Origin of the sequence: Thermoactinomyces mirandus (assembly GCF_013868055.1) — a bacterium.
Lineage (GTDB): Bacteria > Bacillota > Bacilli > Thermoactinomycetales > Thermoactinomycetaceae > Thermoactinomyces > Thermoactinomyces mirandus.
Window position 1 is genome coordinate 102,814 of sequence record NZ_JACEOL010000018.1, and the last position, 18,468, is coordinate 121,281.

Consider the following 18,468-nt stretch of genomic DNA (forward strand, 5'->3'; position numbering starts at 1 on the left):
TCATCCTTTACTTAAATGAAATGATCCAATCAGGCAAAGTCAGCACTCCGTCTGTACATTTTATTTGAACCCGTTCAGAGCTTGCCAGGATGATTGTGTACTTTTCCCCGTTCTCTGTCTGGCCCCGCTTTTCAGGATGAGCCATGGCTTTTCCAATCCAGTTTAACAGTTTTTTTCGCACAACCGGTTGTATATCTGATAGTTCCCTTAACTTGATTTCCCGATTGAAGACAAGGTTTTCCAACAGGCGTTTTTCTTCTTCTTTTTTCCTGATAGATTCCTCAATCGCCTTCTGTTTTTTCTCTGTTTGATCCAAAACTGCTGTTGTCTTCACCCGTTCTCTGAAATCCCTTGTTTTTGGCTTTATTTCATAAAAATCCGGGGAAAGATCCCAAACCTCGTGCTCAATTGACTCCGTTTCTTTTGGTTCATGAACAGAAAAATGTCGGACTTCAGGCACTCCGAAAACACAAGCCGATAACCGGTGGGCTTCCTCGAGGGTATTCACATCGGCAAACCACTTCGCTAATTGAAGATAATCATGTCTTCTGCTTTTATGTGGATGTTGAATCTCTCCTAACCGTTGTACAAAGCGAACCATTCGTCCAATGGTTTCGTTGGTTCGTTTTTGCAGCAGCTCAATATAACTTTCTCCTTTTTCACTCCCTAAAAACCACCACCGGAAGGCATTCCACTGGTTCGTTATTTCAGTGAGAATTTGTTTTTTTGTAGGGGGAGACTCATCAAACCTTGGAATATATTTTTCATACTCCGCCAATTTCTCTGCCACAATTTCAAGAAATAGCGGATCAATGTCCTCAATAACTCGTTCCAATTGCATGGCTGTTTTCTGTAACCGGGTCATAAAATTACGCAAATACTCGGTAACGGCTTCTTTAAATTGCAAATAATCAATGATCTTCATTTTTTCTTCGATTTGCTGGCTCTTTAAACGGTTAAAATAGTCACTGGCATCATCTCTTAGATTTTTAAAGTCTTCGTGAATATCGTTCCAAAGCATCCTTATCTCTTCTGCTTTTCTGCTTTTTATCTCATAGACTCCCCCTGCCCTGTTGGTCAATTCTACAATTCGTTTGTACAAACGTTCAAAAAGAGTAGGATCCAGGGAACCACTCATACCATCATCTATTTGTAAAACAGTCCGTAACATCCGTTCAATCTCTACCGTTTTTGGTTTCAATTGATAAATAAATTTCTTCTTCTTGAATTCCTCAATCGATTGAAAACGACCAGTTTCCTGGATCCGTTCGAGGTTACCCCATTCCACCAACTGATCTAAATCACGGTATAACTCTTCCTCACTATAATGAAAATAGTTCTTTAATTCTTTTAAATACATATAAATTTCTTCTGGATAGATAAAGGGATGAAGACGATCATGTTGTTGGTAAAAATATGTTATAATCGCTCGATATACATGGGCTTTGGTCTCGGTTAAATACTTAAATTCTGATATAACCCCTTCTGCCATAAATAAACCTTCCTTAAATTTAAAAAATCATGAATTTATTTTATCATAGCAAAAAGAAATTTTTAATGGAACTACAAGGGAAACAAATTTCTGATATACAAACAAAAACAGGATGGATTAAGGTTCTGTAGAAGTATTAAGTGAATATAGAAAAAAATAGCAATCGCTCCCATTTTTCAAATTAAATGATTGCCGTTATTAGCGTTTCTGAAAGTGCATCAGGAAACGCTCGCACAGAGAAGGTGCAATACGATTATAGACCAGGCGTGAATGTTTTTCAGAAAGAGTCTGTTAATGTCTAATACTACTTTGTACTTGGGCAATAACAATATTTTGAAAATAACATGCATTGGTTGTCTTTTCTGGAAAGTGGTAATGAAAAATAGAGCTAAGCCCAAAGATAAAAGGAAAGGAGATAACTTATGCCTTGGTGGACAGAAGGTAAAGATGGTCCGGAAAAGTATCGATGTGACGAATGTAATAGGTGGGATGCCGGCAAACCGGTATACAGGTATGAGGATAAAGTTTTTTGTTCAAACTCTTGCCTGGGAAAGTACAGACCCAGAGAAATAGACGGTGATGATGAAGATTATTCATTTTGGTAAAACCTTATATAGTCAAGCTTCCCTTTTTATGCTAACATTTCGATACGACGAACTTGCCGGAAAAGAGGACGCCAATCAATGAAGCGCATGGATAATGCCAATAATAAAATCAGCACAAAGATGATCGATAAGCAGGCAAAAACTATAATGAAGCATCCGTATGTAGTTAAATTCCTTTTGGATAACCAGGAAGAAATCACTCCATCGCAGCTCAGACCTTTTCTGTCTAAATTAAATCAGTATATCCGCGAACTGGATCACTGCAAAGAGTGTCCCGGCCTGGAAAAATGCCCTAACCTGATGCGTGGTTATTATCCATCCCTCAAGGTATATGCAGGAAATCTTATCACTATGAATCAATGTACAAAGTTGCAAAACTACCATATGGAACAAAACAGAAAAAAACTGATTCAATGTCATGTAATACCCAAAGAAGTAAAGGTTGCCACCTTTAATACAATAGAGATAACAAGTGATTAAAAGCCATTGATCTTGCCGTAGAATTTTGCAATCAGTACACTGCAGGAAACAAAGTAATATGAATAATGTTGTTTAAACAACTTTTTATCATGAAACGAATGATAGCGAAAAAAGATCCAAATTCCAACTTTAGAATCGAGGCAATGATCCGAAAATGATCTTCCTTTGGAGAAAACACCTCACCATTTAAATCATGTATGAAATATAAAAAACACCTAATAAAAGTAAAAAAACGATAATGCAAAGCATCAAGCTCGAAAGACCCCACATGGGGTCTTTTTAGCATCTCTTCAGTCGTGCAAGAAGATCATCTGCATGACGGTGCAACGGTCCGGCAAGATCCATAAAATCACCCAAATCAATCCGGTGAAGCAACCGAGTAATTACATAAAGTTGAGCTAAGACTCCCTCGTGGGTGTCAAGAATGTCAGCAAAAGTCTGATAAACCTGTTCGGCCACTTCAGGAATTAACAAACTGAAACAATACAGTGTCGCGGCATCATATCCAAGCGGTGCTTTTCCCCATCCTTCCCAGTCTAGAATTGAAAGTTGCGGAGCCATTAGATTGGCCCAATGGAGATCACCGTGAGCAGTAGTCCATTTCGTTATATTCGAGTCAATTTTATCTCCATAGAAGACTAAAAATCGACGAGTCACTTTTTCTTGTTTCGTATGAATACGCTCCGTTGGATAAAAAGAGAGTCTGTCCAGAGATGCACGCAATTCCGACAACCAACGAGGAGAAAGATCTAATTTTGTGCGTAATTCTGGTGTAAATGCACAAACACGACCTTCAACAAAGGACATTAGCTCTGCTCGTAACTGAATTCCTCCATCTTCCCATTCATAGATTTGGATCACACGGGGTTTTGTAATTCCCTTGATTTTATTTGCAGCAAGATTCCCTTCCCAAAAGTCCCCTTGTGCCCAGCACATCATTTCTGAAACAACTCGAAGCCAGTAGCATATCCCTTTCTGATTCTTCACTTTGGAACCAATAGACCGATCATTCCATCCGAATACCATCTTCCCTGTTATTTGAACATCGAAATAGGAAGCGGCTTTCATTAGCGATTCTTTCATAAACGATTGGTGATTTTGTCCATCTTTCACTGCGGATCCTCCTCTAAAAGGGGTTGCAAATAAAAAGACGGATCACTGAGATAGCGTCGCCAATGGTCAACAAGAGATAATTCCTTCCATTCCACCTGATGGATGCCATGAGACCCTAATTCAAGAATTTCAGCACCAGGTATCGCCGTCAACACAGGAGAATGTGTCGCACAGATCACTTGCCCTCCAATATTAACAAGCCGATGTATGATTGCAATCAGGCGTAAACATGAAGAAAAAGACAATGCGGCTTCCGGCTCATCCATCAAATAAAGACCCGGTTTGGAAAACATCGTATTCAGCACGGTGAGAAATCCCTCACCATGACTCATTTTTGTTATGTCTTCTTCCCAGTAGCCCGGCATGCCGGATACGAAAGACATGAACCCAAAAGCTGTTTCTGCCCGCAAAAAGTAACCCTTTCTTTTCCGACGGGAAGCAGAAAGTTTTGCACCCGTCGGGGTATAATAAAGCCGCATTATTTCACCAAGCGGAGTTTGGGGTCGATCATTGACAAATTTTCGCCCTGCACGGCCCCCATATGCATCCAATCCATAAGCTTCAGCCAACGCTTCAACAATGGTGGACTTTCCCGAACCATTCTCTCCTACTAAAAAAGTAATTGGTGAATGAAACTCAAGTCCAGCCTTAATGACCTGATTAACGGCCGGCACATGAAACATCCATTGATTTTCATTTAATATTAATTTGTCACATGTAACCCTCTCAATAATCAAAATCCTCCACCTGCTTATTTCTTAATAACTTGGCCAACACCGTTTTCCAGGTGCACAGGGGCTACAGGAGGGAGAACAACGTGGTGGACACTGCGGTTCACATTTACCCGGAATGCACGCAGCCAGATCATCCTCCCATAAAGTCAGCAGTTCAGCACGCGCTTTTTCAACTACCTGTTTTGCAACCAGTTCTGAGAGCATTTGTTTTTTTACATTTCCTAATGGCATAAACCGTGAAAATACGCATGGCCACACATCCCCTGATGATGATATAGCCAAAACTCCATCTGCACAATGTCCACATAACTGATCTGGACCTGATTTTTCATCGTGAGCGCCTCTGCCAATCTGTCTTAAGTCATCGTAACCAATTTGCTCCTCCCTAACACCCAGTTCCATGAGTAATTGTCGTGCTCGCTCTACTTTTTGATCCTCATGGATTCCAATGATACCTACTCGAATTGGAATACCGCGTCGCAATGCTTCTGAAATTCCAGCCTTCGTCATTTTAAAACTATTCCGATTGGTAATGGCTCCATGTTCTTTAGGGTCTTCAGAGTACCAGCTAGTTGCTATACTAACCCTCATATTAGAAAACAAATCCCACAATGTTGGAGTAATGTGGACTAAATTGCTGAAAATCTCTACCTCAATTCTATGATCCGCAGCGGTTTTTAAAAGTTTAGGAAAATCAGGGTGTAGTGTTGGTTCCCCGCCAATAAACTGCAAAGTGTTAACACCGAGTCTAGCTGCATCTTTAATCACACCTACCCAATCTTTTTGAGACATTGAGCCATGTGTACCATGAGGACCACTGTCGGCATAACAGTGAACACACTCCAACTGACACTGACCTGTAATTTCAAGCCACAGAAAACGGAGTGGTTTTTTTGCAATCGCTGTAGCATTAAGAGCCATTATCTATACCTCCTTCTTAGGATAACAAAAAATAGTTTTCAATTACAAATGGTCCTTTTTACAACACCCGGACCGGATTCTCATCTTTGCGAAAAGATGTGTCCGATCATCTGCACTTTGGACACCTTTGCAGTTATCCGGTGTTAAGTCATATTCTTTCAGAAACCGAACAATTTTTTCAAGCTGTCTGATCTCTCTTCGTTCACCACTACGATTATGTAAAACAATCAGCTTTTGTTCAGATGCATCATACCAAAAACGAATACTGTCCACAGCTCTGCCTCCCCTTACTTTAAAAGCCCTGCTGCAACCTTTCCAGAAATTGTGATGATATCCTCCGCCCGAAAGACATTGCCCTGTAACAATGTGAAACTTAAGTTTTTACCTTCCTTTGTTGCAAATGTTACTGTGACAGGCTGATCGATCTCGTCCAGTGGATGATACTCGAAATTGCAGAATGATCTGATTTTTCCATTTTCCAAAATATCGTTTTGATAAACTTTTGAAATGAATTTCACATCGTGTTGTGGAAGACTCGCGAATTCTTTGAGGAAAGCCTTTACTTCGTCAGCATATCCTTCTACTATCAAACGCAACATGAATTCACATCCTTATACTTTTAGTGTTTTCAATTAAATTGTAATGATAATTACCGAAATTAATCAATATTTTTGCTCTCTAATTTCAAAACTAAAATTCCCCTTAATATTAAAAAGCTAAAAACGAAAAAATCTAGTTTCTTGGTTATGAAAATGGGTAAATTCCAGAACGCTTTTCGGAGAAGAAAACTATTGAAGTTTTAGCCCCCTATTCCTAATATTAAAATAATACGAATAATTGAATAGAAAGGAAGTGAAGTGATGGAGAATCAAATGGATCTCAGCCAGTTTGATATGAACTTGATAAGTTACATAATCAGAAAGGAGAGGAATGAGAGAGGATTTACACAGGAGTATTTAAGTGATAAAACTGTCTCAGACTCGACGATATCGGATATCGAGAATCAGAAGGGAAATGTCAAGCCTCAAAAAATTTTTCATGTGTTAGCAAAGCTTGGCATCTATAAAGAAGATTTGCCCAACTGCATTGAAGAAATTGAAGCAGCATTAGCAGAATTAAATTTCCGATTAGAATTCATTAAAAATCTTATCGACATGGGAGAGTTAGAGGAAGCAATCACAAGACTTAATCAAATTTCAATAAAAGATTATCATCCACTTGCCCCTTTCTTCTACTTTCTCAAAGCCAGTTATTTTTATAGAAAGAAAAAATGGAAAAAAGCCGAGCAGAATTTTCTGTATGCCATTCATCTCTTCAATCAATACAAGATTAAACCCAAAGACAATATTATAGCCATGTGTTATAACGGGTTAAGTCGTTGTAAATATAACCAAAATGATTTAGGACAGGCTCTTAATTATGTTAATCAAGGGTTAGATTCATACAATGAGAGCCTTGGGAGAAATGATATTAAATATCCGCTGATAGGCAACAAAATTTTCTATTTACTCAGTTCTTCTCAAAATGCAGAAGCATTCCAACTAATGAATCATGTTTGGCCGATAATTCCTCAAGCTGACCTTTTTCATGCAGTATTGGATTTATATAAATTTCGCGCCATTCTGTTACGAAAAAATAAGAACTATTCCGAGGCCATTCAATGTTGTGAAGAAGGTATTCGAATTAGTTACAGAAAACAAATTCATACTCGTACAATTGACTTACTATTGGTTCTGGGAAGCATCCGTTTAAAAAGAAAGGAATTTGATAAAGCGGATGAATACTTCCAGATGGCAATATGCCTGGACAAAAATTTTGATTTTCCTCGAAGACATATGGATGCATATATTTACCTTGGAATCTTGTACTTCATGCAAGAAGACTGGCCAGAAGCTGACAAATACCTGAATAAAGCTATTCAGATCGGCAGAGAAATTAAGGATGAATTTCGTCTGGCTAAATCACTAATCGTCTACGGAAATTGTTATTTAAAACAAAAACAATACGAAAAAGCGGCTCCCTATTATCAGGAAGCCGCAGATTTAGCGGAAGATCATGGTTATAAAAATCATCAAATTACATCATACTTTAAATTAGCACAATGTTTTGGTAAGCTAGGAAAGGAGGAAGGGTTTTCAGAGTACATAAAAAAATTCTTCCTCCTGCAACACGATACCATCGAAAGTGAGGATGACGAATATGAGTTTTTTTGATTTCCTACACTCCTTCGACATACCTGTCAGAAGACGGGGCGAAGATGATGATGACACTAGCGGTAATTAATTTCTGATCAACTAACTTCAGTATACCAGAAAATCCAGTCTTCCAACAAATCTATGGAAGCTGGGTTTTTTATTATCTGAAATTAACATAAAAGCACATATAATTACGAATAGACATATAAACTATCTTTCATCTCTGGAGGGAGATGCTATTGAGAACTATAGTAGTGGTCTTGATCGGTTTATTTCTTATGACCGGCTGTTCGAGTGATGCTGCACCCAAACAGCCAGCCCCAGTGAAAAAAGAAACCACACAGATGGAACAAACCGAATCACTACAGACCGGATCCACCGATGCAGTCGGAAAATACAAAGTTGATCTTGAAACACAAATGATGGATCTCAAATCAAATTTGGATAGCACAGTTGTGAATGAGACGAATGAACTGATGATGGCGGCTAAAATGTATTATGCGCTCGATTCAGGTCTTACGAATATCGAGACTATGGATGTACCTGATTCGTTAAAGGAAAAGCACCAAACACTGGTTGCCGATTTACAGACGGCTCAATATTTATTGTCTGAGGCACAATCTGATTTTATTAACAAGGATTCGGACAATGGAAACGACAAGATAGAAAAAGCGATTGAGTCGGTTATCCGTGCTCAATCCGTACTATCAGAAATACTGAAATCCCCCTCGGAATGAGAGAGATTTTTAATTTTTTTGCACTGGTATTGAGAAAAGGCTATAACTTTTTAATGCTTATTTCGTTAGCTTTTTTCCGCACAGCATCAATTACCGCATCGGTGATCTTCGACCTCAATAAATAACCCTGCCAAATTGGCAGGGGAACTTTCCTTTTAGCTCATTGGACAAAGTTTTGATGGATTCGCTCAAAATCAATTTTGAAAGGTAGAATGTTAGCTAAATGATCCTTATTCAGTCTTTGGTAATCCATGACAATAGCCCCGATTACTTCGTCTGTACAATCATCTTTTCTAATAAAAATCCCTGGAGAGATCTCATCTTCATACCCAAATCTGGGTTTCCCAAAGAAAATATATAAAACATCATGCTCCATGTCATAACTTATCTTTTCATCTCTTCTTTGGACGCTCATAAATGATCTCCCTTTCTCCGGGCTCATCCCTTAATCTTGACTGAACAAAGATTGTACAGATATCACCGGTGCTATAAAGATGATCGACGACAACCAACAAAGGCTTGATTTTATTAATCGAGGACAAATACACAAGATCGTAATAACGTTCTCGGTTATCAATAGGATCTCTGATGATGAATTTAGGATCTTCGACAACATCTTTTACTGTCTCCTCCTGATCCTTTAGCTCCAGTCTGTAGTTATCACCATCTATTATATGCATATCCCACGTTGTTTGTTTCAGTATTACCGTTCTATTGATTGGATCAGTTGCAGTAAAAACGATTGGTATGTCACTCGTCGAGCCCGCTATGATAAACGACTGCTTTTTATTTTTTTCTGCCATTGGGCATTTCCTTTATAAGTCCTTTATCTTTTAGACGATTTAGCGTTTCTTGATTCACTTCTAAATTGATCGGTCCAAACAATTCTTCATACCGTTTTAAGTTCTCCGTAAGTATGTGAATCAATGCTTTATAATGTTGCGGGCTCGTAACGATTTTTACCTGGCTTTCAACCTCTCTACCTTGTCTATAGCACACATCTAACACAAAGTCAAACTGCGACATGGAAACATTGACCGCATTGGTGTAAATTACCTTTTCTCCATCTTCATTCATTGTATAAGCCTCCGATGATTTCTTAGGAATCATACAAGAATTCGATCTTTCTTAATAAAAATCCTTCATAAAACGGTCCTCTGCTGGTTAAGTAGGAGGATTTTTCACAGTTTCTTCAATTCGATCATCTCTGAACCTTTCTGTACAGCATCCAGTACCGCATCTGTGATCTTCGACTCATACGCTGTATCGTAAATAATCTTCCCGTCAACGGTGATCCGGTACATAGGCTTCGGCTGATGCTTCCTCAACCCGAATATTTCAGCTACTCCCTGGACAATCGCCTCAGCCAATCCATCCAGGAAATGCGGCTCTCTCAGTAATTGATTCTCTTTTTGATTGGTGATAAACAGGTTTTCAATCAACACGGCTGGCATAGCAGTTTCCCGCAACACAGCAAAATTGGCGCGTTTTTGATTCCTGTCACGAATATTGTGTTGCTGAAGGTAACTCGTGATTTTTCAAAAAAACCTCCATATGGGTATCTTAGAGATGAAAATCTGAAACTTTACCCGGATCCCAATACCTCATGGGTAGTTAAACGTATTTTTGAAAGAATAGCCGAGGGAGCGGGGCGGGTCCTGGTTGCAAGAGAGCTGGATGAAATGGGGATAAAACCCCCGACAAATAAATACTGGGCTCCCAGTACAATATCCAGCTTCATTAAAAATGAGGTTTATTTAGGCCATATAATTTGGGGGAAGCTCCAATATAAAAAGCGTAATGGCAAATATAAAAGGAAAAAGGTCCCGCCAGATCAATGGATCCGGCACGAAAATGCACATGAACCTTTAGTATCAGAAGATTTATTTGAACAAGTCAATCTTGCCCATACTGGCCGATGGAGAACACCGACAGTCAAAAATAAAGAGTTAGCAAATCCTTTAGCCGGCATTCTCTATTGCGAGTTGTGCAACCATGCTATGGTGCAGCTACCGAAGATTGACCGCAGAAATCATATTCGTTGTTTACAGACCAGCTGTAAGGGAATTCAACGTGGTGCTGTGTTAGAGCTGGTTGAAAAGCGAGTATTAGAAGGATTGGAGCAGATCATTCAGACATTTGAAGCATCTGACGAGGAAATGAACAAACAAAACCACATCTCACTACTTCCCTATAAAAGAGAACAATTAATTCAAAAAGAAGCTGAGTTACAGGACTTATTTGAACAAAGAAACAATCTTCACGAATTCCTGGAAAAAAAGGTTTATACCATTGAGGTTTTTATGGAGCGTCAACAAATTGTAGGCGACAAAATTAAAAAGTGCCAGGAAGCAATCCATAAGATCAAACAGGAAATCGAAATGGAAGAGGAAAAGGAAAAGCGCCGCAACGAATATGTCCCCAAAATTAAAAACGTCTTGGAAGCATATCGAGAAACCGAGGACATCGAAAAGAAAAATCGCCTCCTCAAGTCTGTACTTGAGAAAGCGACCTTTCTTAGAAAAAAGAATGGAAGCGAATCGACGAGTTTGTTATTCAGCTTTATCCACGAATTTAAGAGGAGGCGGGATTCTCATTTGTCCTTATATTCCTGCTTCCCAAAGAAATGTTTTAATGCGTCATACACTTGCCCCTTTTCCCGGATGACGAAATGATAAAAGCGTGGCTCCTTAATATGGCGAAATGAACTCAGTATAGATGATGAACGGTTATACTGGTTGACTTCCCCATAACCGAACATATTGGACCGTTTGAGAATTTCCCTGACCAGGGAGACACAGCGCTCATTGTCGGAGCTAAGATTATCGCCATCGGAGAAATGGAATGGATAAATGTTGTAACGGTCGGGCGGAAAACGGGCGTCGATGATTTCAAGTGCTTTCCGGTATGCGGAGGAACAAATGGTTCCGCCGCTCTCGCCTTTGGTAAAGAAGTGTTCTTCACTGACTTCTTTGGCTTCGGTATGGTGGGCAATAAAGACGATCTCGACATTTTCATATTTTGTGCGCAGAAAACGGGTCATCCAGAAAAAGAAACTGCGGGCAATATATTTTTCAAAAATCCCCATCGAGCCGCTGGTATCCATCATCGCAATTACAACCGCATTGGAATGCGGAATGACAATATCTTCCCATGTTTTGAAGCGCAGATCATCGACGGAGATTTTTATCTTCTTGCTGCCTTTCAGTGCATTTCGTTTGATTGCGGATATCAGGGTGCGTTTTTTATCGATGTTCCCCATCAGGCCTTTTTTGCGGACATCGTTAAAGCGGATATCTTCCACGATCATATCCTGGTTTTCCTTGTTTTCCATGTGAGGAAGTTCCAGTTCGGAAAACAGAATGCCCTCCAATTCTTCAATCGTAATATCTGCTTCGTAATAATCTGCCCCTGGCTGATCGCCTGCTCCCTGTCCCTTGCCAGGACCGGCCTGACCGGAATCGGAATCTTTTCCCAACACATCTCCCACTTGACTGTCCCCGTCACCTTGTCCCACGTGTTTGCCTTTGTTGTAGTTGTAGCGGAAACGATATTCTTCCATCGAACGGATCGGAATCTTGATGATCTGTTTTCCATCTGACATAATGATGCTTTCTTCACTGACCAGATCAGGCAGATTCTTTCGAATCGCTTCCTTTACTTTTTCCTGATGACGTATCTGGTCCTGATATCCCTTGCGATGGAGGGACCAGTCTTCCTCAGAGACGATATACAGGGGGTGTGTCACGGGTTTCACCTCCCTCAAAGTGAAAAAGTGCCTTTAAAAGACTGTTAGCGGCAAGGTTCTTCCAATATGCGGAGATTATGGAAGAGTCCTTGCCACATATTTGTCTTATCATCGGTTTAGCAAACTGCCTACATATCGCAAGAGTTCATTGGCACTGGCAGGCGTGTATCCATAGTCAGAAACCAACCGGTTAATGACCTCATTAATCTTCTTCAGCTGGTTTTCATCGGGGGTTTTGGTGGAAGTCGTGATTTTCACCACATCTTTCAAATCGGCAAACAATTTCTTCTGAATCGCCTCGCGCAGACGCGGATGAATGTTGTAATCAAATTTTTTCCCTTTGCGGGCATATGCCGAAATCCGGATCAGGATTTCTTCACGGAACGCCTTTTTGGCATTTTCGGAAATTCCGATTTGCTCTTCAATGGAGCGCATCAATCTTTCATCTGGCTGCAATTCTTCCCCTGTGATCGGATCACGGATTTTTTGCCAGTTGCAATAAGCCTCCACATTGTCCAGGTAATTGTCCATCAGCGTTTTGGCAGATTCCTCATAGGAGTAGACAAAGGCCTTTTGAACTTCTTTCTTGGCGATTTCATCATATTCTTTGCGGGCAATGGAAATAAAGTGGAGATATTTTTCGCGTTGTTCCGGAGTAATGGAAGGGTGCTGGTCCAAGCCATCTTTGAGGGAACGGAGAATATCGAGAGCATTAATGAAGTTGGTTTCCGTCTTGATTAAAGCACTGGAAATGCGGTTGATCACATAGCGGGGATCAATCCCGGACATTCCTTCATCCAGGTGTTCGTTTCGGAGCTCTTCCACATCGATGTCTTTCATTCCTTCAATCGCTTTCCCGTCATACAGACGCATTTTGGTCAGCAAATCGACTCCCTGTTTTTTCGATTCTTTCAGACGGGTAAGGATGGAAAAGATCGCAGCAGCTCTCAAGGAATGCGGCGCGATGTGGATATGGGCCAAATCGCTTTGTCCGATCAGCTTTTTGTAAATTTTCTCTTCTTCTGTCACACTCAGATTGTACGGAATCGGCATGACAATAATCCGTGATTGCAGGGCTTCGTTTTTCTTGTTGGCAATAAATGCCTTGTACTCTGCCTCATTGGTATGGGCAACAATCACTTCATCAGCAGAAATCAGGGCAAAACGTCCGGCTTTAAAATTGCCTTCCTGGGTGAGGGACAGCAGGTTCCACAGGAATTTCTCATCGCATTTGAGCATTTCCTGGAATTCCATCAGCCCGCGGTTGGCCTTGTTCAGCTCTCCGTCAAAACGGTAGGCGCGCGGATCTGATTCAGAACCGTACTCGGTAATGGTGGAGAAGTCAATGCTGCCTGTCAAATCGGCAATATCCTGTGACTTCGGATCTGACGGGCTAAACGTACCGATCCCGACCCGTTCATCTTCAGACAGCAGAATCCGTTTCACGATCACATCTTCAATCTTTCCACCATATTCTTCCTGCAGACGGAAGCGACAGGACGGACAAAGATTGCCTTCAATCTTCACGCCAAACTCTTTTTCAAACTCGGGTCTCAACTCGTTGGGGATCAAATTCAACGGTTGTTCATGCATCGGACAACCTTTGATCGCGTAAAGCGCTCCTTCATCGGTCGCGGAATACTTTTCCAGACCTCTTTTCAGCATCGTGACAATGGTCGATTTCCCTCCGCTGACCGGTCCCATCAATAACAGAACCCGTTTCCGGACATCCAGGCGCCGGGCGGCGGAATGGAAATATTCTTCAACAAGACGCTCAATCGCCCGACCCAACCCGAACAGCTCTTTGCTAAAGAAGAGATACTTTTTATTTCCTTGAGAATCGGTTTTCACACCACTTTTTGCAATCATATCGTAAACTCGTGAATGAGCAGTTTGAGCCACACGGGGATTCTTTTTCACGATATCCAGGTACTCAGCGAAGGTTCCTTCCCATACTAACTCTTTTTTACGATTGCGATACTCCTCAATCCGTTTGAGGATATCCATGGAAAGCCTCCTCTCTTTTGTTACGGACTTGCACACCTAGATCGTTTTGACTATTCTGATTTTATACCTGCCTCGTCATATCCCCTGGTGACAAAATAATCTGACAGAATAAGAAAGGTTAAGGCATGATTTTCTATCATATATATGCGCCATATAGAAAGTTGTTACTTCTATTTTATCAGAATTTAAAGGAAAAAGATAGAAAAACCTCAGAAAAAGTCTGAGGTTTTTTATGAATAATATTGATTTTGTTGATCAATCAATCCGATCATTCATTTTTAAACGGACCGGTCCGGTTCTCAAGCGCTGCCAGCAAATCTTGCAAACTTCCTTCTTCATCAACCGGATAAACGGGTTTTCCCAGATCAATGCGGTAATCTGTCAAAAAGAAGGTTTTCATTCCAACGGTTGAGGCAACCATATCTTCCTGCATATCATTTCCAATCATGACGCATTCCTCCGGATGAACACCAATCTTTTCGGCCACGGACAGATAATATCTGGGATTGGGTTTGCAAAAATGGCTGTTTTCATAGACAGTAATCCATTCAAAAGGCAAATCGTCGATTTTCGCCCACCTTAACCGTTCCAGGATCGCCATTTCGGGAAAAACCGGATTGGTCGCCACCACAACTTTATACCCGTTCAAAATGGCTGTTTCCACAACTTTACGGGACAAAGGGCTCATTTGCGTATATTTGGAAAGTGCTGGAAATTCATGTGCATAGAAATCATCAAAATAAGGCCAGATCTCTTCCCGCCTGATTCCTGTGAGATGAATAAACTCACGTTCAAATACCTGTTCGTTGGTCAAGTCCTCTTCATCATTCCTGATTACCGCCTCCGTTGCCTGCCAGATTGCTTTAATCAGTTTTTGTGGCGAAATGAGATGTTTCACTTTGGAGGCAAGTGCATTCAAATATACTTTGGCAAACGCCATGGTATCCATTGGCAGCAAGGTTCCGTCCAAATCAAACAAACATGCTTTAATCATAGGGTCCCTTCTTTCCATCATTTCGAAAGGCTCGTCCATTTTCAGACGAGGCCAGGAAAACCGATTTGCTTCAATCCTTCATACAAGACAATCGCGACACAGTTTGACAAGTTGAGCGAACGGGAAACGGGGCGCATGGGAATCCGAATCGTCGTATCCTGATGGGCATACAAAATTTCAGGTGCCAACCCTTTTGTTTCCTTGCCGAAAACAAAAAAGTCATTTTCCCGGTAGGCCGGTTCCGTGTAATATTTCCTGGCATTGGTTTCCACACAAAAAAAGCGCCCGTCCGGATACTTTTCCTTTAATTGGAAAAAGGAATCATGATAATCAATATCCACTTCATGCCAGTAATCCAGGCCGGCGCGTTTTAATCGGGTATCATTGATTTCAAAGCCAAGCGGACGCACCAAGTGCAACTTCGCCCCTGTTACCGAACAGGTGCGGACAATGTTCCCCGTGTTTTGCGGAATTTCCGGTTCAACGAGCACGATATGAAACGACACAGTTTCATCCCTTTCATTTCTGCAACTTTGTCTATTTTACCGAAAAAGGATAGATTTGTTCAACTTCCAATGTTTAAAAACCGGATCTTTATTCAATATGAAAAAAGGTATATCGGGTACGCGGGGTCCATGCAGGAGAGTTACGATATTCCCAGCGCCGAAACTGACTATTGAATGTATGGGCATTGACCAGTGGTTGTCCTTCGTCATCAAAAGCCGTAACGATTGTGTTGTGGTTCCAACGTCCGTCACCTTCCCAATCATAGCAAAGCACATCTCCCAATTCGAGATGCCTGGAAGAGGAAACTGCCCGGCACCGTCCTGTGGGTCCTCCATTTTTCAACAGTGTATAAAGGCTGTGGGCGACTGCCCAACTGTAGCTCCATGTATGCCCTCCCCGCCCCCGCCGATACCACCAGCCCTGATTCCGGTTCTTTCCGAACACCATGGACAATCCCCCTGCATACAGGCACTGGGAAACATAATTGGTGCAGTCATCAGCAAACAAAAGATATTCAGGATTATGGCTGTTCCAATATCGGTTGGCATAGTTTACGGCCCGCCCCCGATTGTAAACGGATGTCAACATCATAACCCCCTTCGCCAACTTTTACAAACAGGTTATGATGCCATTTTTCAAAAAATACCCTGCTGGTGTCTATTATTATTAAATAATTCAAATAATATTATTATTTCCTGAATTATTTATTAGATATACCGTATCTTTCTCTGATTAAAAATAAAAAACGGCCGTTTCTCCGTTTCAGTCTGTAAAAAAGTTCCATTTACAATTTGTTCATCGCACGCCACATGATCTGCAAGGAAACGATCGGGGCGCTCCGGCGTTTGCTTTGAGACAGGGTGAATTAGTCCTTTTCTTTTTCCACAAACGCCAGGTTTGAAAAACCCCACTCGCTTCCCAAAATTGGCTGGTCACCCAAAACAAATATATTCCCAACCACTTGATAAATCTCTCACAATTTATTGTTTTAACCATCCCTCAAGAGTAAGCAGGTATTCTTTAATATGGAGACCTCCTCCATATCCCACCAGCGAACCATTCGACCCGATGACCCGATGGCAAGGGATGATGATCGACAAAGGATTCTTGTTGTTGGCCCCGCCTACTGCTCTTACTGCTTTGGGAGCCCCTATTGCCAAGGCGATCTCTTTGTATGTGCGGACTTCTCCATAAGGAATTGTTTGCAATTGCCGCCAGACCCGTTTTTGAAACGGGGTGCCATACAAATCAATCGTAAATTCAAATACCTTTCGCTCACACTGAAAATATTCCTGCAACTGTTCCATATATGGAATGAACACCTGGTCATTTCGTTCCAATGAATAATGGGGGAACCAATGATTCAGCCATATTTGGACTCCCACAATTGAACCGTTCTGTTTGCAAAAGTCCAGATAACATATTCCCCGTTGACTTGCAACAAGGGTCAATAAGCCAACCGGACTTTCCATCTGGCTCCAAGCAATTTTTTTTGCCCCTGAGGCCATGGAATTAAACCCTCCCCATCTGGGATTTCATCACTGTCCAAAAATGCATCTTCTCTTAATAGACGGTATTGCTGGCAAAATGTTTCATTTAATAAACGCTTTTTATAAAATTATAAAACTAACATTAACTTTCAATAATACTATCTCTATATCATATATTATAGCTTGCAGTCTGAACATCGGCTTTCCAAAATGCAAAAAAACCCGTTATCCCCTGCTTTTGGCCTCTCCGTTATTCATAAAGAATTTCAGACCCTTTTCAATTTCTCCAAGCACGTCTGAATCAGATTCCCGGTCTCTGGCTTTCAGCAGGGCTTCTTTTGCCTCATTTCCCCCTATTTTCCCCAAAGCCCATGCCGCTGTTCCGCGAATTACCGGACGCGGATCACCAAAAAGAAGGAGGGTGAGGTCAGGGACAGACGATTGATCGCGGAAATGGGCCAAGGCCAGAATTGCATTTCGCTGGATCGGCTTTTTCCCCCGCCACGAACCCGCCATTTTTCCGTATTTTTCTTGGAATTCACGGTTACTTATGGACAGCAGCGGTTTTAAAAGCGGTTTGACTTTGTCCGGTTCCGGACGGAATTCCTGCTGATGGTCAAAATCGACTTTTCGGTTTTTGGGGCACACAATCTGGCAGGTATCACAGCCGTACAAGCGATTCCCGATTTTGTTCCTGTACGGATCAGGCAAAAAGTTTTTTGTCTGGGTAAGAAACGCCAAACAGGATTGCGCGTTCAACTGCCCGGGCTGTACCAGTGCCCCGGTCGGACATGCCTCCAGACAGCGGGTGCAGTCACCGCAACCCTTCTTCTCCGACTCATCAGGCGGCAAATATACATCAGTAATCATTTCTCCCAGATATACCCAGGAACCAAATTCATCCGTAATCAGGGCCGTGTTTTTTCCAACCCACCCGATGCCTGCCCGTTCTGCCACTGCCCGGTCGGAAAGCGCTCCGGTATCGACCATGATCATGGTGCGCGCGTCCGGAACCCACTCTTTTAAAGCTGTTTCCAGAATAGAAAGGCGTTCTTTTAAAACATGATGGTAATCTTCACCCCAGGAAGCGCGGCAGAAAATGCCCCGATATGCTCCCTCTTCCGAGCAGGGCGGGTTTTTCAGTCTGGAGGGGTAAGCAAGAGCAATGGCAATAATTGATTTCGCCCGGGAAAGTGAAAGACAAGGATCAACCCGTTCATCAACATCCGGCTTTTCAAAACCGGATGCATATCCCTTGGCCTGGCTTTCCTTCAGGCGCTCTTTCAACCCGGCAAACGGATCCGCACTGGCAATCCCGATTTTGTCAATTCCGATCTCTTTCGCTTTTTGCTTCAGCCGCTGTTTCAACTCTTCCGGTTTCACCCTGCTCACCCCCTCTTACAAAGGATTATTATAACATCCTTGGCAGTGTGTCTGGTTTATCA

Annotated in this window: 22 protein-coding genes; 5 read left to right on the forward strand and 17 right to left on the reverse strand. The window is 41.6% G+C overall.

From position 1 onward, the window contains the following. Positions 1–7: 7 nt before the first annotated feature. Positions 8–1,492: a TIGR02677 family protein gene (locus H2C83_RS05995; protein WP_181738772.1), complete on the reverse strand. Its 1,485-nt coding sequence runs from the start codon at positions 1,490–1,492 to the stop codon at positions 8–10. A gap of 422 nt (positions 1,493–1,914) precedes the next feature. Between H2C83_RS05995 and H2C83_RS06000 the strand changes: the two genes are divergently transcribed. Both H2C83_RS06000 and H2C83_RS06005 read left to right on the forward strand, forming a co-directional pair. Next, positions 1,915–2,097, forward strand: coding sequence for a hypothetical protein (locus tag H2C83_RS06000; RefSeq protein ID WP_181738774.1), 183 nt, complete (start codon positions 1,915–1,917; stop codon positions 2,095–2,097). Between the two features lie 78 nt (positions 2,098–2,175). Continuing rightward, positions 2,176–2,577 carry a hypothetical protein gene (locus tag H2C83_RS06005; RefSeq protein WP_281364101.1) on the forward strand — a complete coding sequence of 134 codons (402 nt, stop codon included), beginning with the start codon at positions 2,176–2,178 and terminating at the stop codon, positions 2,575–2,577. A 279-nt stretch (positions 2,578–2,856) separates the two neighbouring features. Here H2C83_RS06005 and H2C83_RS06010 read toward each other — a convergent pair whose 3' ends face one another. The 5 genes from H2C83_RS06010 to H2C83_RS06030 are packed head-to-tail and all read right to left on the reverse strand — an operon-like array spanning position 2,857 to position 5,944. Continuing rightward, positions 2,857–3,690 carry an aminoglycoside phosphotransferase family protein gene (locus tag H2C83_RS06010; RefSeq protein WP_220184034.1) on the reverse strand — a complete coding sequence of 278 codons (834 nt, stop codon included), beginning with the start codon at positions 3,688–3,690 and terminating at the stop codon, positions 2,857–2,859. Continuing rightward, a complete protein-coding gene (locus tag H2C83_RS06015) occupies positions 3,687–4,427 on the reverse strand; it encodes an AAA family ATPase (protein ID WP_220184035.1) in 741 nt (246 codons plus the stop codon). Before H2C83_RS06015 ends, H2C83_RS06010 begins: the two co-directional genes overlap by 4 nt. A gap of 21 nt (positions 4,428–4,448) precedes the next feature. Further along, positions 4,449–5,345 (reverse strand): radical SAM/SPASM domain-containing protein, encoded by an 897-nt coding sequence (locus H2C83_RS06020; protein ID WP_181738778.1) that lies wholly within the window; start codon positions 5,343–5,345, stop codon positions 4,449–4,451. 42 nt (positions 5,346–5,387) lie between these two features. After that, positions 5,388–5,618, reverse strand: coding sequence for a hypothetical protein (locus H2C83_RS06025; RefSeq protein WP_181738780.1), 231 nt, complete (start codon positions 5,616–5,618; stop codon positions 5,388–5,390). 14 nt (positions 5,619–5,632) lie between these two features. Continuing rightward, positions 5,633–5,944, reverse strand: coding sequence for a hypothetical protein (locus H2C83_RS06030; RefSeq protein WP_181738782.1), 312 nt, complete (start codon positions 5,942–5,944; stop codon positions 5,633–5,635). A 261-nt stretch (positions 5,945–6,205) separates the two neighbouring features. Between H2C83_RS06030 and H2C83_RS06035 the strand changes: the two genes are divergently transcribed. Both H2C83_RS06035 and H2C83_RS06040 read left to right on the forward strand, forming a co-directional pair. After that, on the forward strand, positions 6,206–7,558 hold the full coding sequence (locus H2C83_RS06035; protein WP_181738784.1) for a tetratricopeptide repeat protein: 1,353 nt from the start codon (positions 6,206–6,208) through the stop codon (positions 7,556–7,558). Positions 7,559–7,779: 221 nt separating this feature from the next. After that, positions 7,780–8,277 carry a hypothetical protein gene (locus H2C83_RS06040; RefSeq protein WP_181738786.1) on the forward strand — a complete coding sequence of 166 codons (498 nt, stop codon included), beginning with the start codon at positions 7,780–7,782 and terminating at the stop codon, positions 8,275–8,277. Between the two features lie 160 nt (positions 8,278–8,437). Here the strand turns inward: H2C83_RS06040 and H2C83_RS06045 are convergent, their stop codons facing one another. From H2C83_RS06045 to H2C83_RS06060, 4 genes are all read right to left on the reverse strand, one after another. Continuing rightward, the gene (locus H2C83_RS06045; RefSeq protein ID WP_181738788.1) at positions 8,438–8,692 is read right to left on the reverse strand and encodes a DUF2283 domain-containing protein; all 255 of its coding nucleotides are present in this window, start codon (positions 8,690–8,692) and stop codon (positions 8,438–8,440) included. Beyond that, positions 8,670–9,080: a hypothetical protein gene (locus H2C83_RS06050; protein WP_181738790.1), complete on the reverse strand. Its 411-nt coding sequence runs from the start codon at positions 9,078–9,080 to the stop codon at positions 8,670–8,672. Before H2C83_RS06050 ends, H2C83_RS06045 begins: the two co-directional genes overlap by 23 nt. Further along, positions 9,064–9,354, reverse strand: a complete 291-nt coding sequence (locus H2C83_RS06055; protein WP_181738792.1) for a DUF3467 domain-containing protein — start codon at positions 9,352–9,354, stop codon at positions 9,064–9,066. The genes H2C83_RS06050 and H2C83_RS06055 overlap by 17 nt, the downstream gene beginning before the upstream one ends. Positions 9,355–9,458: 104 nt before the next feature. After that, positions 9,459–9,749: an N-acetylmuramoyl-L-alanine amidase family protein gene (locus H2C83_RS06060; RefSeq protein WP_312853857.1), complete on the reverse strand. Its 291-nt coding sequence runs from the start codon at positions 9,747–9,749 to the stop codon at positions 9,459–9,461. Here H2C83_RS06060 and H2C83_RS06065 point away from each other — a divergent pair. Next, complete coding sequence (locus H2C83_RS06065) at positions 9,690–10,952, forward strand: recombinase family protein (protein ID WP_181738796.1); 1,263 nt, start codon at positions 9,690–9,692, stop codon at positions 10,950–10,952. The genes H2C83_RS06060 and H2C83_RS06065 overlap by 60 nt on opposite strands. Here H2C83_RS06065 and yhbH read toward each other — a convergent pair. The 7 genes from yhbH to queG all read right to left on the reverse strand — a co-directional run bounded on the left by yhbH (position 10,871) and on the right by queG (position 18,406). Beyond that, positions 10,871–12,025, reverse strand: coding sequence for a sporulation protein YhbH (yhbH, locus tag H2C83_RS06070; protein ID WP_181738797.1), 1,155 nt, complete (start codon positions 12,023–12,025; stop codon positions 10,871–10,873). The genes H2C83_RS06065 and yhbH overlap by 82 nt on opposite strands. A 108-nt stretch (positions 12,026–12,133) precedes the next feature. Beyond that, positions 12,134–14,032, reverse strand: a complete 1,899-nt coding sequence (locus tag H2C83_RS06075; RefSeq protein ID WP_181738799.1) for an ATP-dependent protease PrkA — start codon at positions 14,030–14,032, stop codon at positions 12,134–12,136. 268 nt (positions 14,033–14,300) lie between these two features. Continuing rightward, entirely contained in the window at positions 14,301–15,026 is a 726-nt protein-coding gene (locus tag H2C83_RS06080; RefSeq protein ID WP_181738801.1) for an HAD family hydrolase, read from the reverse strand. Positions 15,027–15,067: 41 nt separating this feature from the next. Further along, positions 15,068–15,532 carry a tRNA (cytidine(34)-2'-O)-methyltransferase gene (locus H2C83_RS06085; protein WP_181738803.1) on the reverse strand — a complete coding sequence of 155 codons (465 nt, stop codon included), beginning with the start codon at positions 15,530–15,532 and terminating at the stop codon, positions 15,068–15,070. Positions 15,533–15,620: 88 nt separating this feature from the next. Next, positions 15,621–16,124: an amidase domain-containing protein gene (locus tag H2C83_RS06090; RefSeq protein WP_181738805.1), complete on the reverse strand. Its 504-nt coding sequence runs from the start codon at positions 16,122–16,124 to the stop codon at positions 15,621–15,623. Between the two features lie 389 nt (positions 16,125–16,513). Continuing rightward, a complete protein-coding gene (locus H2C83_RS06095) occupies positions 16,514–17,041 on the reverse strand; it encodes a methylated-DNA--[protein]-cysteine S-methyltransferase (protein WP_181738807.1) in 528 nt (175 codons plus the stop codon). 207 nt (positions 17,042–17,248) lie between these two features. Beyond that, positions 17,249–18,406 (reverse strand): tRNA epoxyqueuosine(34) reductase QueG, encoded by a 1,158-nt coding sequence (gene queG / locus H2C83_RS06100; protein ID WP_376766342.1) that lies wholly within the window; start codon positions 18,404–18,406, stop codon positions 17,249–17,251. Between the last annotated feature and the right edge of the window lie 62 nt (positions 18,407–18,468).

Bases quoted from the DNA above. Each gene is read 5' to 3' on its own strand.
- H2C83_RS06090 (WP_181738805.1), bottom strand. From the start codon at position 16,124: ATGATGTTGACATCCGTTTACAATCGGGGGCGGGCCGTAAACTATGCC.
- H2C83_RS06005 (WP_281364101.1), top strand. From the start codon at position 2,176: ATGAAGCGCATGGATAATGCCAATAATAAAATCAGCACAAAGATGATC.
- H2C83_RS05995 (WP_181738772.1), bottom strand. From the start codon at position 1,492: ATGGCAGAAGGGGTTATATCAGAATTTAAGTATTTAACCGAGACCAAA.
- H2C83_RS06050 (WP_181738790.1), bottom strand. From the start codon at position 9,080: ATGGCAGAAAAAAATAAAAAGCAGTCGTTTATCATAGCGGGCTCGACG.
- H2C83_RS06035 (WP_181738784.1), top strand. From the start codon at position 6,206: ATGGAGAATCAAATGGATCTCAGCCAGTTTGATATGAACTTGATAAGT.
- H2C83_RS06030 (WP_181738782.1), bottom strand. From the start codon at position 5,944: ATGTTGCGTTTGATAGTAGAAGGATATGCTGACGAAGTAAAGGCTTTC.
- H2C83_RS06075 (WP_181738799.1), bottom strand. From the start codon at position 14,032: ATGGATATCCTCAAACGGATTGAGGAGTATCGCAATCGTAAAAAAGAG.
- H2C83_RS06055 (WP_181738792.1), bottom strand. From the start codon at position 9,354: ATGAATGAAGATGGAGAAAAGGTAATTTACACCAATGCGGTCAATGTT.
- H2C83_RS06000 (WP_181738774.1), top strand. From the start codon at position 1,915: ATGCCTTGGTGGACAGAAGGTAAAGATGGTCCGGAAAAGTATCGATGT.
- H2C83_RS06095 (WP_181738807.1), bottom strand. From the start codon at position 17,041: ATGGCCTCAGGGGCAAAAAAAATTGCTTGGAGCCAGATGGAAAGTCCG.
- H2C83_RS06020 (WP_181738778.1), bottom strand. From the start codon at position 5,345: ATGGCTCTTAATGCTACAGCGATTGCAAAAAAACCACTCCGTTTTCTG.
- H2C83_RS06045 (WP_181738788.1), bottom strand. From the start codon at position 8,692: ATGAGCGTCCAAAGAAGAGATGAAAAGATAAGTTATGACATGGAGCAT.
- H2C83_RS06080 (WP_181738801.1), bottom strand. From the start codon at position 15,026: ATGATTAAAGCATGTTTGTTTGATTTGGACGGAACCTTGCTGCCAATG.